This is a genomic window from Streptomyces sp. NPDC093085, assembly GCF_040683935.1.
Classification (GTDB): domain Bacteria; phylum Actinomycetota; class Actinomycetes; order Streptomycetales; family Streptomycetaceae; genus Streptomyces.
Genome location: NZ_JBFBFB010000011.1, coordinates 168433 through 183075, shown reverse-complemented (window position 1 = coordinate 183075; position 14643 = coordinate 168433). Strand labels below are relative to the sequence as shown.

At 72.0% G+C, this 14643-nt stretch carries 10 protein-coding genes and 1 pseudogene; 1 reads left to right on the top strand and 10 read right to left on the bottom strand.

Features of this window, described 5'->3' with window-relative positions; all coding sequences use genetic code 11:
• Positions 1–342: 342 nt before the first annotated feature.
• The 7 genes from topA to AB0O07_RS26660 form a co-directional block, all read right to left on the bottom strand.
• Positions 343–3276, bottom strand: coding sequence for a type I DNA topoisomerase (topA, locus tag AB0O07_RS26690; protein WP_365637655.1), 2934 nt, complete (start codon positions 3274–3276; stop codon positions 343–345).
• A gap of 445 nt (positions 3277–3721) precedes the next feature.
• Entirely contained in the window at positions 3722–3919 is a 198-nt protein-coding gene (locus tag AB0O07_RS26685) for a hypothetical protein (protein WP_365637653.1), read from the bottom strand.
• A 576-nt stretch (positions 3920–4495) separates the two neighbouring features.
• The gene (locus tag AB0O07_RS26680; protein ID WP_365637650.1) at positions 4496–6064 is read right to left on the bottom strand and encodes a class I SAM-dependent methyltransferase; all 1569 of its coding nucleotides are present in this window, start codon (positions 6062–6064) and stop codon (positions 4496–4498) included.
• A 90-nt stretch (positions 6065–6154) separates the two neighbouring features.
• A complete protein-coding gene (locus tag AB0O07_RS26675) occupies positions 6155–6748 on the bottom strand; it encodes a small secreted protein (protein ID WP_365637648.1) in 594 nt (197 codons plus the stop codon).
• Positions 6749–7068: 320 nt separating this feature from the next.
• Positions 7069–9480 carry a sodium-translocating pyrophosphatase gene (locus tag AB0O07_RS26670; RefSeq protein WP_365637646.1) on the bottom strand — a complete coding sequence of 804 codons (2412 nt, stop codon included), beginning with the start codon at positions 9478–9480 and terminating at the stop codon, positions 7069–7071.
• A gap of 336 nt (positions 9481–9816) precedes the next feature.
• Positions 9817–10263, bottom strand: a complete 447-nt coding sequence (locus AB0O07_RS26665; RefSeq protein ID WP_365637644.1) for an ATP-binding protein — start codon at positions 10261–10263, stop codon at positions 9817–9819.
• Positions 10264–10365: 102 nt separating this feature from the next.
• The gene (locus tag AB0O07_RS26660; RefSeq protein WP_003967428.1) at positions 10366–10719 is read right to left on the bottom strand and encodes an STAS domain-containing protein; all 354 of its coding nucleotides are present in this window, start codon (positions 10717–10719) and stop codon (positions 10366–10368) included.
• 79 nt (positions 10720–10798) lie between these two features.
• On the opposite strand from AB0O07_RS26660, the gene AB0O07_RS26655 reads away from it, so the two are divergent.
• Positions 10799–13291: a DEAD/DEAH box helicase gene (locus AB0O07_RS26655; protein WP_365637642.1), complete on the top strand. Its 2493-nt coding sequence runs from the start codon at positions 10799–10801 to the stop codon at positions 13289–13291.
• Positions 13292–13585: 294 nt separating this feature from the next.
• On the opposite strand, the pseudogene AB0O07_RS26650 reads toward AB0O07_RS26655, so the two are convergent.
• From AB0O07_RS26650 to AB0O07_RS26640, 3 genes and pseudogenes are all read right to left on the bottom strand, one after another.
• Positions 13586–13906, bottom strand: a pseudogene (locus AB0O07_RS26650) (Rv3654c family TadE-like protein); the annotation flags it as partial.
• A 5-nt stretch (positions 13907–13911) separates the two neighbouring features.
• A complete protein-coding gene (locus AB0O07_RS26645; protein WP_365637852.1) occupies positions 13912–14292 on the bottom strand; it encodes a TadE family type IV pilus minor pilin in 381 nt (126 codons plus the stop codon).
• Between the two features lie 70 nt (positions 14293–14362).
• The gene (locus AB0O07_RS26640) at positions 14363–14527 is read right to left on the bottom strand and encodes a DUF4244 domain-containing protein (protein ID WP_365637850.1); all 165 of its coding nucleotides are present in this window, start codon (positions 14525–14527) and stop codon (positions 14363–14365) included.
• Positions 14528–14643 lie beyond the last annotated feature (116 nt).

Sequence of the window (14643 nt, the reverse complement as noted above, 5' to 3'; positions counted from 1 at the left end):
CTATCCGGAGCCACTGACAAGCCTGTCGCCCCGTCCGGACAAACGACCACGTGACCGCCCCGGCCGCCGCTCCCGGCCCGTCCCCCGCGTACGTCCCACCGTGCCGTACACCCGTGCCGTACGCCCCCATGCCGCGCACCCCTCGCCGTACGCGCTTACGCGGCTACGTCCGGTACGCGCCGTACGCGCCGTACGCGCCCTCCGTACCCACGCCGGCCCGCGCCGTGCCGAACCCACGCCGTGCCGAACACCCGCACACCCGCACACTCGCACACCGGGACACCGGCACATCGAGACGCCGGTACGCCGAGACGCCGGCCGAGTCGCCGAGACGTCCGTACGCTACGCGTCCGCCCCGCCCGCACCCGCCCCGGAAGCCGAGGCCGAGGCCGACGCGGAAGCCGAAGCCGACGTCTTCTTGGCAGCCGTCTTCTTCACGGCCGTCTTGGCCGCCGTCGCCGCCGTCGCCGTCTTCTTCGCCGCCGTCTTGGCCGTCGTCTTCTTCGCGGCGGTCTTCTTCGCCGTGGCCGTCTTCTTGGCAGGCGCCTTCTTCGCCGCCGCCGTCTTCTTCGCGGGGGCCTTCTTCACCGCCTTCTTGGCGGTCTTCTTGGCCGGCCCCTTCGCCCGCTTCTCCGCCAGCAGCTCGTATCCGCGCTCCGGCGTGATCGTCTCGACGCTGTCGCCGGTCCGCAGCGTCGCGTTGGTCTCGCCGTCCGTGACGTAGGGACCGAACCGCCCGTCCTTCACCACCACCGGCTTCTCGCTCACCGGGTCCGTCCCCAGCTCCTTCAGCGGCGGCTTGGCGGCGGCCCGGCCCCGCTGCTTGGGCTGGGCGTAGATCGCCAGCGCCTCTTCGAGGGTGATGTCGAAGAGCTGCTCCTCGCTCGTCAGCGAGCGCGAGTCCGTGCCCTTCTTCAGATACGGGCCGTACCGGCCGTTCTGCGCGGTGATCTCGACGCCCTCGGCATCCGCCCCGACCACCCTCGGCAGGGACATCAGCTTGAGCGCGTCCTCGATGGTGACCGTGTCGAGTGCCATGGACTTGAAGAGCGAGGCGGTCCGCGGCTTCACCGCGTTCTTCCCGGTCTTCGGGGTGCCGTCCGGCAGGATCTCGGTGACATACGGTCCGTAACGGCCGTCCTTGGCCACGATCTGATTGCCGCTGACCGGGTCGGTGCCCAGCTCGAAGTCGCCGCTCGGCTTGGCCAGCAGCTCCTCCGCGTACGCGACCGTCAGCTCGTCCGGCGCCATGTCCGCGGGCACGTCGGCGCGCTGGTGCCCCTCGGCGTCCTTCTCGCCGCGCTCCACATACGGCCCGTACCGCCCCACGCGCAGCATGATGCCGTCGCCGACCGGGAACGAGGAGATCTCCCTGGCGTCGATCGCGCCGAGGTCGGTGACCAGTTCCTTGAGGCCGCCGAGGTGGTCCCCGTCGCCGTTGCCCGCGCTCGAAGCGACGCCCGCCTGCCCGTCGCCGTCGCCCTCGCCGAAGTAGAAGCGCCGGAGCCACGGCACGGCCTGTGCCTCGCCCTGGGCGATGCGGTCGAGGTCGTCCTCCATCTTGGCCGTGAAGTCGTAGTCGACAAGACGGCCGAAGTGCGTCTCCAGCAGGTTGACGACAGCGAAGGACAAGAAGGAGGGCACCAGCGCCGTGCCCTTCTTGAAGACATAACCCCGGTCGAGAATGGTGCCGATGATGGAGGCGTACGTCGACGGGCGGCCGATCTCGCGCTCCTCCAGCTCCTTGACGAGCGAGGCCTCGGTGTAGCGGGCGGGCGGCTTGGTGGCGTGGCCGTCGACCGAGATCTCCTCGGCGGAGAGCGCGTCGCCCTCGGCGACCTGCGGCAGCCGGCGCTCGCGGTCGTCCAGCTCGGCGTTGGGGTCGTCGGCGCCCTCGACGTACGCCTTCATGAAGCCGTGGAAGGTGATCGTCTTGCCGGAGGCCGAGAACTCCGCGTCCCGGCCGTCGCTCGATGTGCCGCCGATCCTGACGGTGACGCTGTTGCCGACCGCGTCCTTCATCTGGGAGGCGACGGTCCGCTTCCAGATCAGCTCGTACAGCCGGAACTGGTCGCCGCTCAGCCCGGTCTCGGCCGGGGTGCGGAAGCGGTCGCCGGAGGGGCGGATCGCCTCGTGCGCCTCCTGGGCGTTCTTGACCTTCCCGGCGTACGTGCGCGGCTTGTCCGGCAGATAACCGGCCCCGTACAACTGCGTGACCTGGGCGCGGGCGGCCGCGACCGCGGTGTCCGAGAGGGTCGTGGAGTCCGTACGCATATAGGTGATGAAGCCGTTCTCGTACAGCTTCTGCGCGACCTGCATCGTGGACTTCGCCCCGAAGCCGAGCTTGCGCGAGGCCTCCTGCTGGAGCGTGGTGGTGCGGAAGGGCGCGTACGGGGAGCGGCGGTACGGCTTGGACTCGACGGAGCGGACCGCGAAGGAGGATTCGGCCAGCGCGGCGGCGAGCGCCCGGGCGTTCGCCTCGTCCAGATGCAGCACCTGGTCGGACTTGAGCCGGCCGTCCGGGCCGAAGTCACGGCCCTGGGCGACGCGCCGGCCGTCGACCGCGTTCAACCGCGCGACCAGCGAGGACGGGTCGGAGGGGTCCCCCGGACGGCCGGTGGCGAACGTACCGGTCAGGTCCCAGTACTCGGCGGAGCTGAAGGCGATGCGCTCGCGCTCGCGCTCCACGACCAGCCGGGTGGCGACGGACTGGACGCGGCCGGCGGAGAGGCCGCGCATGACCTTCTTCCACAGGACCGGCGAGACCTCGTACCCGTAGAGCCGGTCGAGGATGCGGCGGGTCTCCTGGGCGTCGACCATGCGCGCGTTCAGCTCGCGCGGGTTGGCGACGGCGGCCCGGATCGCGTCCTTGGTGATCTCGTGGAAGACCATCCGGTGGACGGGGACCTTGGGCTTCAGGACCTCCTGGAGGTGCCACGCGATGGCCTCGCCCTCGCGGTCCTCATCGGTGGCGAGGTAGAGCTCGTCGGATTCGGCGAGCAGCTCCTTGAGCTTTCTGACCTGGGCCTTCTTGTCGGCGTTGACGACATAGATGGGCTGGAAGTCATGCTCGACGTCCACCCCGAGGCGGCGCACCTCGCCGGTGTACTTCTCGGGCACCTCGGCGGCGCCGTTCGGGAGGTCGCGGATGTGCCCGACGCTCGCCTCGACGACATAGCCAGGGCCGAGGTAGCCCTTGATCGTCTTCGCCTTGGCAGGCGACTCGACGATGACGAGTCGGCGGCCGCCGTGTGCGGTCTCGCTGGTCGGGGACAACTTCGCTCTTCTCTCCGGTCGACGCTGGGTGGGCCCGTACGGCAGTACGGCAGAACGGCACGGCGGGGCGCGTGACGGCCCAGCGTGACGCTGCTTCGCTGCGGAGTGTGACGGTACAACCCGCCCCCGTGTCAAACGGCTAAAGACCGCAACGGCCACTCGAACGGTAACCCGACTCCAGCCGTTCCTGCCGCCCGGACCCCCGGCCCCGCCGCGTCGGACGCCCCCGGCGGCGGGCGCGCCGGGGCGGCCGGGGAGCGTTGGACAGGGGGTTCGCGTGGGGCGTGCGGAACGGCTCTCCGGAGGGTGACGGCGCAGGTCCGGACCGCTTCCGTGGCCCCCCGCGTCCCCTGTCGCGGCGGGTCCCGGCCGCCGGCTCCGGCGGCCCGATGTGATCATGGCCGGAAGGCTTCCGCGCTCCGGGGGCGCAGGTGGGGCGCTTGGATCAGATACGCCCGAAGCACCACACGCCGAGAGCGAGAAAGACCACGCCCGAGAGTGTCGCGAGAGCGAGGGCGGCTCCGGGCCTGACCCCGTGCGCCACCGGGGCCCGGTGCAGGGCGCGACCGCCCGTCCACACCAGCAGCCCGGCGCCGAACAGCCCGAACACCACCCCCGCGAAGACCGCAGGCCCGCTCTCCATGCCCGTTCCCCGTTCCTTCGTGGCGCCGGTCCCACGGCGCCGGGAGCCACCGGACCCAGATGCTGGCACCCCGGGACATACCAGGCCCGAACTCCGGGTGAACGCGGCGCGTCGCCGACCCCGGAACGGGACACGGGCGACGTACGGACCGGGGCAAGCTCGGCACGTACGAGCGGCACGGGATCCGGCGCCGGGCCCGCCGGGGCGCGATGCCCCCGTACCGGATGACCCCGTACCGGAGGAACCGAAACCGGACACACCAGCGCACGCAGGCCCCGTACGGGCGGAGCCGGGGCGCGCGGAGCCGGAGCACGCAGGGCCGGGGCGCGCAGGGCCGGAGCACGCAGGGCCGGAGCACGCAGGGCGGGGGCGCGCGGGGCCCATAACCGCAGGGCCCGTGACCGCGAGGTCCGTACGTACGAAGTCCATACGTGCGGGGTCCGTACGTGCAGGGTCCGCGCGGGCAGGGTCCACGCAACGGGGATCCACGCACGAAGCTTCCACGCACGGGAGATCCGCGCAGGTGGGGCCGGTGAAAGGAGGGCCGGTAAAGGGAGGGCCGGGGTCCGGTTCATCTCATCCCGCCGCCCCCGGTTCCGTCCCACCGGCCGTCCCCGTGCCGGAGCCCGCCCCCACCCCCGTGGCCGGTTCCAGGAACCCCTCCTCCACCAGCAGCCGGATCGACCGCGGCGTCCGGTCGCGGAGCAGCACCGGGTCCTCCCCCATCAGCCGGGCGATGGCGTCCAGGATCCGCCCGGCGCTCAGCGACCCGTCGCAGACCCCGGCGAACCCGGCGCCGACCGTGTCGACCTTGGTGGCCCGGCGCATCCCCCGGTTCTGCCGCAGCACCACATGCTCCGGGTCCTCCGCCCCCGGCAGCCCGACCTGCTCCTGGACCACCTCCGAGGCGAGGACGAAGTGGTCGGCGAGGAGCGCGGCGTCGTCCCGCGCCCGCAGATAGTCCTGCCGCTCGAAGTGCGCCCGTACGCTCTCGCCGAGCGGCTGCTCCACCGAGTGGGGCCACTCCTCGATCACGATCGACGGCTCGGCCGCGCCCGACTTCCTGAGCGAGATCCAGCCGAAGCCGACGGCCTTCGTCCCCCGGGCCTCGAACTCGTCGAGCCAGGCGTCGTACCGCGCCGCGTACGCCGCCGGATCGCTCCGGTGGTCGCCGCTGTCGCGCAGCCACAGCTCGGCGTACTGCGTCACGTCCTGGACCTCGCGCTGCACGATCCAGGCGTCGCAGCCGCGCGGCACCCAGGACCGCAGCCGGTCCTGCCACTCCTCCCCCTCCACGTGCTGCCAGTTGGCGAGGAAGTGCGCGTACCCTCCCGCGTTCAGATGGTCGCCCGTCTGCTGAACGAGCGTGCGGCAGAGATCGTCCCCGCCCATCCCGCCGTCCCGGTAGGTCAGCCGGGCGCCCGGGGAGATCACGAACGGGGGGTTGGAGACGATCAGGTCGTACGTCTCCTCCCCGACCGGCGCGAAGAGCGAGCCCTCGCGGAGGTCGGCGGCGGGCGCGCCGGAGAGGGCCAGGGTCAGCCGGGTGAAGCCGAGGGCGCGGGGGTTGAGGTCGGTGGCGGTGACGCGCGTGGCGTGCTGTGCGGCGTGCAGCGCCTGGATGCCGGAGCCCGTGCCCACGTCGAGGGCGCTGCCCACGGGGGTACGGACGGTGAGCCCGGCCAGTGTGGTGGAGGCGCCGCCGACGCCGAGCACCACGCCCTCCTCGTGTCCGCTCGCCCCGGCGGCGCCGCCGACGGAGCACCCCAGGTCGGAGACGATGAACCAGTCCTGCCCCTCGGGTCCGCCGTACGGCCGTACGTCCACCGTGGCGCGGACCGCCCCGCTGTCACCCGTGCCGTCCGCCACGACCCAGCCGTCCGCCAGCGCGACATCCAGCGGAAGGGCGGCTTCCGCGCGCTCCCGGGGAACCGGCCGCTGGAGCAGGAAGAGCCGGACGAGCGTGGCGAGCGGGGTGTCGCCCCGGGTGGCGCGGAGCGCGGGCACGGTCTCGCTGCGGGCCAGCGCGGCATAGGCGGGGGCGCCGAGCAGTTCCAGGAGGCCGTCGGCGGTGAAGTCGGCGGCGAGCAGGGCCGCACGGAGTCGGGGCGAGTGGTCGGGCGCGGGAATGCTGGTCGTACTCACCCGCCCATTGTGGCGTCTCCCACTGACAACGGCCCGTGGCCCGGCCCCGGGTCGGGGACGGGCCACGGGCCGAGGCCGGTCAGGGCCGGGTCAGGACTGGCTGCCCGCCGTCGTGGGCGAGGCGGTGGAGCCACCGCCGGTGGGCTTCTGGCAGCCGGGCTGCTTCGCCATCGCCTTGCCGACCGCACCGGACTGGAGCCTCTGGAGCGCCTGGTCGCCGCTCTTGCCGAGGGTGGCCAGCTCGTCCGCGACGCCCTTGAGGCCGTCGGCGAACTTCGCCTGGTCCTTGGTGTCGAGTTCGTCGACCTTCGTCTTGAGACCGCCGTAGGACGCCGCGGTGGAGTTCAGCTCCTTGACGGCCTCCTGCTGGGTCTTCTCGCCGTCCTCGACCGGCGGCGGTCCCGCGCTGTTCACGGCGGCGCCCAGCGACTTGTACGCCTGGGAGATGGACTGGAAGGCGGCGGAGTCCGTCGACTGGACGTCAGCGGGCTTGCTGCTGTCCGAGGTCGCCTGCTGGATGGACGTGTTGGCGTCCGCGATCTTCTTCAACTGTGGCTGGACCTGGTCACAGACCTTCTTGGCCCAGTCGTTCACCTTGTTGTCGTTGTCGTCGCCACTGCAACCGGACAGCGCCATGAGCAGCACCGCACCGCCGGACAGCGCGGCCGCAAGCTTCTTGTTCACCGGATGGGTCCCTTCCAAGGCTCTCGGCCCCGGAACATACACGCCGTCGGGGTGACAGCCCCGCCCCGGACGTCCGGTACGTAGGCTATTGCAGCCATTTGCACCAAGGGAGAGACACCTCACGCACCCGCCCGGCACACGGAGCGCGCGGGCCGCGCCGAGCACGTGGGGGCGGCGTCAATACGCGCCGCCCCTACGCTTCTTGGCCCGCTTCCGCCCGACTGCTGCCGCTATCCGATCGACCAGGCGCGGTCAGACACCGGAGGATGACGGGAAGTGTGCACCCTGCGATCTTCGAAATATCGGAAGTTGATCGTCCATCATGAGGCGACCACCGGATCGGGCGACTTCTCGCTGTCCCCGCCGCTGCCCTCCCCACCGTTCTCGCCCCCGCCGTCCACGGTGACGGAGCGCCGCTTGGAGACATACACCGCGCCCACGATGACGGCGATGGCGATCACCGCGACCAGCGCGCGGACCCCCGGGCTGGCGTCGCTCCCGTAACTGAACTGCACGACCGCGGGGGCGATCAGCAGGGCCACCAGGTTCATGACCTTCAGCAGCGGGTTGATGGCGGGCCCGGCCGTGTCCTTGAACGGGTCGCCGACGGTGTCCCCGATGACCGTGGCGGCGTGCGCATCGCTGCCCTTGCCGCCGTGGTGGCCGTCCTCGACCAGTTTCTTCGCGTTGTCCCAGGCGCCACCGGAGTTGGCGAGGAAGACGGCCATCAGGATGCCGGTGCCGATCGCGCCCGCGAGGAACGACCCGAGCGCCCCGACACCGAGCGAGAAGCCCACGGCGATCGGGGTGAGCACGGCGAGCAGCCCCGGCGTCGCCAGCTCGCGCAGCGCGTCCTTGGTGCAGATGTCGACCACGCGCCCGTACTCCGGCTTCTCCGAGTAGTCCATGATCCCGGGGTGCTCGCGGAACTGCCGCCGCACCTCGTAGACCACCGCGCCGGCCGACCTCGACACGGCGTTGATCGCGAGACCGGAGAAGAGGAAGACGACCGCCGCGCCGAGGATCAGGCCGACCAGGTTGTTGGGCTGGGAGATGTCGAGACTGAGCGTCAGTTCGCCCGCTCTGGCGCCGACATCCGCGACGGCGGTGGCGATCGCGTCGCGGTACGAGCCGAAGAGCGCCGCCGCGGCGAGGACGGCCGTGGCGATGGCGATGCCCTTGGTGATCGCCTTGGTGGTGTTGCCCACGGCGTCGAGGTCGGTGAGGACCTGGGCGCCCGCCCCCGTCACCTCACCGGACATCTCGGCGATGCCCTGGGCGTTGTCGGAGACCGGGCCGAAGGTGTCCATGGCGACGATGACGCCGACGGTGGTGAGCAGCCCGGTGCCGGCCAGCGCCACCGCGAAGAGGGCGAGCATGATCGACGTACCGCCGAGCAGGAACGCCCCGTAGACCGCGAGGCCGATCAGCAGCGCCGTGTAGACGGCGGACTCCAGACCGATGGCGATGCCCGCGAGCACGACGGTGGCGGGACCGGTCAGGGCCGACTTGCCGATGTCCTTGACCGGGCGCCGGGTGGTCTCGGTGAAGTAGCCGGTGAGCTGCTGGATCAGCGCCGCGAGCACGATGCCGATGGCGACGGCGACCAGCGCCAGAACCCTCGGGTCGCCGCCGTGCGCGAGGATCGACTCGTCGGAGACGCCGGTCAGCTCCGCGTACGAGGACGGCAGGTAGACGAAGACGGCCACGGCCACCAGGGCGAGCGAGATCACCGCGGAGATGAAGAAGCCCCGGTTGATGGCGCTCATGCCGCTGCGGTCGGCGCGGCGCGGGGCGACCGCGAAGATCCCGGCCATCGCGGTGAGCACGCCGATCGCCGGGACGATCAGCGGGAAGGCGAGACCGAAGTCGCCGAAGGCCGCTTTGCCGAGGATCAGGGCGGCGACGAGCGTCACGGCGTACGACTCGAAGAGGTCGGCGGCCATGCCCGCGCAGTCCCCGACGTTGTCGCCCACGTTGTCGGCGATGGTGGCGGCGTTGCGCGGGTCGTCCTCGGGGATGCCCTGTTCGACCTTGCCGACCAGGTCGGCGCCGACATCGGCGGCCTTGGTGAAGATGCCGCCGCCGACCCTCATGAACATGGCGATCAGAGCGGCGCCCAGGCCGAAGCCCTCCAGGACCTTGGGGGCGTCGGCCGCGTAGACGAGGACGACGCAGGAGGCGCCGAGCAGGCCGAGGCCCACCGTGAACATGCCGACCACGCCGCCGGTACGGAATGCGATCTTCATGGCCTTGTGCGAGACGGCCGTCAGATCCTTTTCCGGTTCGCCTTCCGCCGGGGTCGCCTCACGGGCGGCGGCGGCCACCCGCACATTACTGCGTACGGCGAGACGCATGCCGATGTAACCGGTGGCCGCCGAGAAACCGGCACCCACCAGGAAGAACAGCGAACGTCCCGCGCGCTGCGACCAGTTGTCGGCCGGCAGCACCATGAGCAGAAAGAAAACCACCACGGCGAAAATACCGAGGGTGCGCAACTGCCTGGCCAGATAGGCATTCGCGCCTTCCTGTACCGCGCCGGCGATCTCTTTCATCGAGTCGGTGCCCTCGTCGGCCGCCAGGACCTGGCGCACCAGCAGTTGGGCGACGAAAAGTGCGGCGAGCGCGACGACCGCGATGGCGATCACGATCAGCCGATTGCCGTCCGTGAGTATCACGGCCGCGAGAGAAGTGGGGTGCTCGGACAGGTGAGGTTGGAAGTGTCCCGCCATTCGTCCTCCTTGACGCTCAGCGTTCAAGATGGACGGATTGTAGGGAGCCGAACCTGATCAAAACAGAGCGCGCCACCAGGTAATTGACCTTGACATAAGGAATCACCCACGGAACGAGTAATGGGATAAAAGCGTGTGACCGGTCACCGGGAAATAAGAAAGGCCCTGCTCAGCAGGGCCTTTCCTGGTACGAATCCCGGTACGACCGGAAGGGGGGACGGTCGCCGGAAACGTCAGGACGCCCGGAAGATCAGGGCGCCGTAACGATCAGGATGTCGTGACGATCAAGATGTCGTCGCGATGCAGGATGTCGTCGCGATCAGGATGCAGTCGCGATCAGGATGCCGTAGCGGGCGGGGTCGTGGGCCAGCTCATCCTGATGATGCCGCCGTCGTCGCCCGACACCACCTCGACATCGTCGACGAGGCCGCTGATGACCGCGAGGCCCATCTCGTCCTCACCCTCGGCGTCCCCCTCGTGGTCGGCCGGGGAGTCGCCCCCACCGGCCGCCGAGGACCCGGCGCCGCCCGTACCGGAGACGCCGTCACCGACCTCGATGGAGAAGGTCTTCTCCTCTTCGGTGAGCACGACCCTCACCGGGTCGGCGACGCCATGGCTGCGGTGCAGCCCGACCGCGCGGCTGCATGCCTCACCGACCGCCAGTCTGACCTCGTCCAACACAGCTTCGTCGACGCCTGCCCGGCGCGCCACGGCAGCCGCCACGAGACGGGCCGTTCTGACATGTTCGGGCTGGGCGCTGAAGCGGAGTTCAACGGTGGCCATGCGATCCCCCTCGAACGTACGAGCGTGCAATCTCACGGGCGCGGGCACCTGGGCGCGCTGCCCGGTGCCCCTGCCCATCCCTCCGGAAAACGGCGCCCGACCTCAGTCGGTGGCCGCCACGGCCTCGTCGACCGTGGTGTGGATCGGGAACACCTTGGTCAGACCGGTGATCCGGAAGATCTTGAGAATGCGCTCCTGGTTGCAGACCAGACGGAGCGAGCCCTCATGGGCGCGCACCCGCTTCAGCCCGCCGACCAGCACGCCGAGCCCGGTCGAGTCCAGGAAGTCCACGCCTTCCATGTCGACGACCAGGTGGTAGCTGCCGTCGTTCACCAACTCGACCAACTGCTCGCGCAGCTTGGGCGCGGTATACACATCAATCTCGCCACCGACCTCGACGACCGTACGGTCGCCACCAGGGCCGGACACATTGCGAGTCGACAGGGACAGGTCCACGGATCCTCCAGCACCTTGCTATCGAGCGGTCGCCCCTCGGGTCTCCCCGACGGAGCCAGGGGACGTATCGCCAGCCGCGATGGCATTCAATCACTTACCAGCAGTCATGCACGACGCCTTGGGCCCATTGTCCGTCATGCCAGTGACACACTCGATGCCGATGGCCAGGAATCGTCACCCCAGTGGACCCCCGCAGACCGGGGGCGAACGCCCCTCTCCCGGTACGGTCCTCGACCGGCTCGCCGCAGGGGCGGGCCGGGCTGCGCGCATCACCCATACGGAGCACCTGCCCCCACGTGAGGGACGTCATGCCGTCTGGCCCGATCGCATCCGCGCGGACGTGATCAACGCCATTCAACAGACGGGCGTCGAGCACCCGTGGACACACCAGGCGGTGGCCGCCGAGCACGCGCTGGACGGCGAGTCCGTGGTGATCGCCACCGGCACCGCCTCCGGCAAGTCGCTCGCCTATCTCGCCCCCGTCCTGACCACGCTCGCCGACGGCGCCGAGGCGCCCAACGGGCGGGGCGCCACGGCGCTCTACCTCGCCCCGACGAAGGCCCTCGCCGCCGACCAGCGACGTGCGGTGAAGGCCCTCGCCGCCCCGCTCGGCAACGCGGTACGGCCCGCCGTCTACGACGGGGACACCCCCGTCGAAGAGCGCGAATGGGTCCGGCAGTACGCGAACTACGTCCTGACCAACCCGGACATGCTCCACCGGGGCATCCTCCCGGCCCACCCCCGCTGGGCCTCCTTCCTGCGCGCGCTGCGCTATGTCGTCATCGACGAGTGCCACACCTACCGGGGCGTCTTCGGCTCGCACGTCGCCCAGGTGCTGCGCCGGCTGCGCCGCGTCTGCGCCCGGTACGGCGCCGACCCCGTCTTCCTGCTCGCCTCGGCCACCGCCGCCGAGCCCGCCAGGGCCGCGGGCCGGCTCACCGGGCTGCCCGTACGCGAGGTCGCCGACGACGCCTCGCCCCGGGGCGAACTGGTCTTCGCCCTCTGGGAGCCCCCGCTCACCGAACTCCACGGCGAACGGGGCGCGCCGGTACGCCGTACCGCCACCGCCGAGACCGCCGACCTCCTCTCCGAACTGGCCCTCCAAGGCGTCCGTACGGTCGCCTTCGTACGCTCCCGGCGCGGCTCCGAACTGATATCCGTCATCGCCCAGGAACGCCTCGCCGAGGTGGACCGCGCCCTGGCCCGCCGGGTCGCCGCCTACCGGGGCGGCTACCTCCCCGAAGAGCGCCGCGCCCTGGAGACCGCCCTGCACTCCGGCGAGCTCCTCGGCCTCGCCGCCACCACCGCCCTGGAGCTGGGCATCGACGTCTCCGGCCTGGACGCCGTCCTGATCTCCGGCTACCCCGGCACCCGCGCCTCGCTCTGGCAGCAGGCAGGCCGGGCCGGCCGCGCGGGCCAGGGCGCGCTGGCCGTCCTGGTCGCCCGGGACGACCCGCTGGACACCTATCTGGTCCACCACCCGGAGGCGCTGTTCCGCCGCCCGGTGGAGTCCACCGTCCTCGACCCGGACAACCCCTATGTCCTCGCCCCCCATCTCTGCGCGGCCGCCGCCGAACTCCCACTCACCGAAGCGGACCTGGCCCTCTTCGGCCCGGCCGCGCCCGGTCTGCTGCCCCAGTTGGAGTCCGCGGGGCTGCTGCGCCGCCGGGCCGCCGGCTGGTATTGGACCCGCCGGGAGCGGGCCGCCGATCTCGCCGACATCCGGGGCGAGGGCAGGCGCCCCGTCCAGATCGTGGAGGCGTCGACCGGGCGGCTGCTGGGCACGGTCGACGAGGCCGCCAGCCACACCGCCGTGCACGAGGGCGCCGTCCATCTCCACCAGGGCCGCACCTATCTGGTGCGCCGGCTCGACCTGTCCGATTCGGTCGCCCTGGTCGAGGAGGCCAGCCCGCCGTACTCCACCACCGCCCGTGACACCACCGCCATCTCCGTGCTCGAAACCGACACCGAGATCCCCTGGGGCGCGGGGCGGCTCTGCTACGGCTCCGTCGAAGTCACCAACCAGGTCGTCTCCTTTCTGCGCCGCCGGCTCATCACCGGCGAGGTGCTCGGCGAGAGCAAGCTCGATCTGCCGCCCAGGACCCTGCGGACCCGGGCCGTGTGGTGGACGGTCACCGAGGACCAGCTCGACGCCGCCCGGGTCAACCCCGAACAGCTCGGCGGCGCCCTGCACGCCGCCGAACACGCCGCGATCGGCATGCTGCCGCTCTTCGCCACCTGCGACCGCTGGGACATCGGCGGCGTCTCCGTCCCCCTCCACCCGGACACCCTCCTGCCGACCGTCTTCGTCTACGACGGCCACCCCGGCGGCGCGGGCTTCGCCGAACGCGGCTTCCACACCGCCCACGCCTGGCTCTCCGCCACCCGCGAGGCCATCGCCTCCTGCGAGTGCGAAGCGGGCTGCCCCTCCTGCGTCCAGTCCCCCAAGTGCGGCAACGGCAACGACCCCCTGCACAAACGAGGCGCCGTACGCCTCCTCACCGAACTCCTCAGATCGGCCCCCACAGACACCCACGGAACTCCGGCCCCCCGGACACCCCCGGAGGGATAGCCCCCCGGAGACTCCGGAGAACCGCCCAGACACCCCTCCCGAAGGCCCAACCGGCTCCGACACGACCGGGCCCTGCGGCGCCACTGGGCCCGGCGGGGCGGGCAGCCCCGGCGGCGCGGCCGAACCCGGCAGGACGGCTGGCCCCGGCGGTACGACCGGGCCCTGCGGCGCCACTGGGCCCGGCGGGGCGGCCGAGCCCGGCAGGGCGGCCAGTCCCGGTGCCACGACTGGGCCCGGCAGGGCGGCCGAGCCCGGCCTGTCAGGCGGGCCCGGGGCGTCAGGCGGGCCGGCGCGTGACCTGACTCTGGGGGCGTACGGGCCGAGTGCCGCCGTGGCCGTCACCTCCGCCACCTCGCCGTCCAGCACGCACCGCACCAGCCGCGCGCCCTGTGCCGCCGCCACGGCGATGGCCGTCCGGCAGGCGCCGGCCGGGTCGGCGAGGGCGCGGTCGGCCGCGGCGAGGGCCGCCAGGTCCGCGGCGGCGCCCGCGCGGTGGCGGGCCACGACCGCCTGGCCCAGGGCGAGCACGGCCGCGAAAACCACACACAGGGTGATCGCCGCCATGGCCGCCCCCACCGTCGCCGACCCCCGGTCCTCCCGGCCCGGAAGGTTCATCTGGCTCATGGCGCCGCTCCCCGTGCCGGCGGGCCTCCCGGCAGCCCTCCCGGCGCGTCCAGGGTGTCCTCCGCCGCCGCGACGGCCTCGGAGGCCAGCGTCAGCGAACCCGGGCCCGGCAGCGGCGCCTCCACCCGGACCCGCCACAGCTCGCCCGTACGCCCCACCGTGACGGTGGCCCCCTTCGGGGCGGAGGCCCGCGCGGCGGCGAGCGCGGCGGCCCGTGGCTCGGACCTGGCCGCCGCCCGCGCGCCCGCCCTGGCCGCGTCCACGCACTGGATCTGCGCGGCGGCCGCCGCCAGCCCCCAGACCAGCGTCAGCGCGAAGGCCACCAGCGCGGGCACCGCCACGGCCGCCTCCGCCGTCACCGACCCCCGGTCCGCCATCGCCCCGGCCGCCCGGGGCCACACGGGGCGCCCCCGGACCGTACGGGCCGTACACCCCCCGCTCCCCGGCTCAGAACTGGGCATCGAGCGCCCTGCCGATCAGCCCCTCCAGCGCCGCCGCGACGGAGCCGCTGGTCACCACCCGGTAGAGCACCGCCGCGAAGGCGCACGCGGCGACCGTGCCGAGCGCGTACTCGGCCGTGGTCATCCCCGTATCGGCCCCCGCCCGCCGCAGCCAAGTCCGCGGCCAGGTACGGCGCGACCGCCCCGCCCGCCCCGCCCGTCGTGTCCATCGCGTCCCTCGTGCACACATGTATGTCTCCCCCATGTCCCCGTGAACAGTTTTCGTAC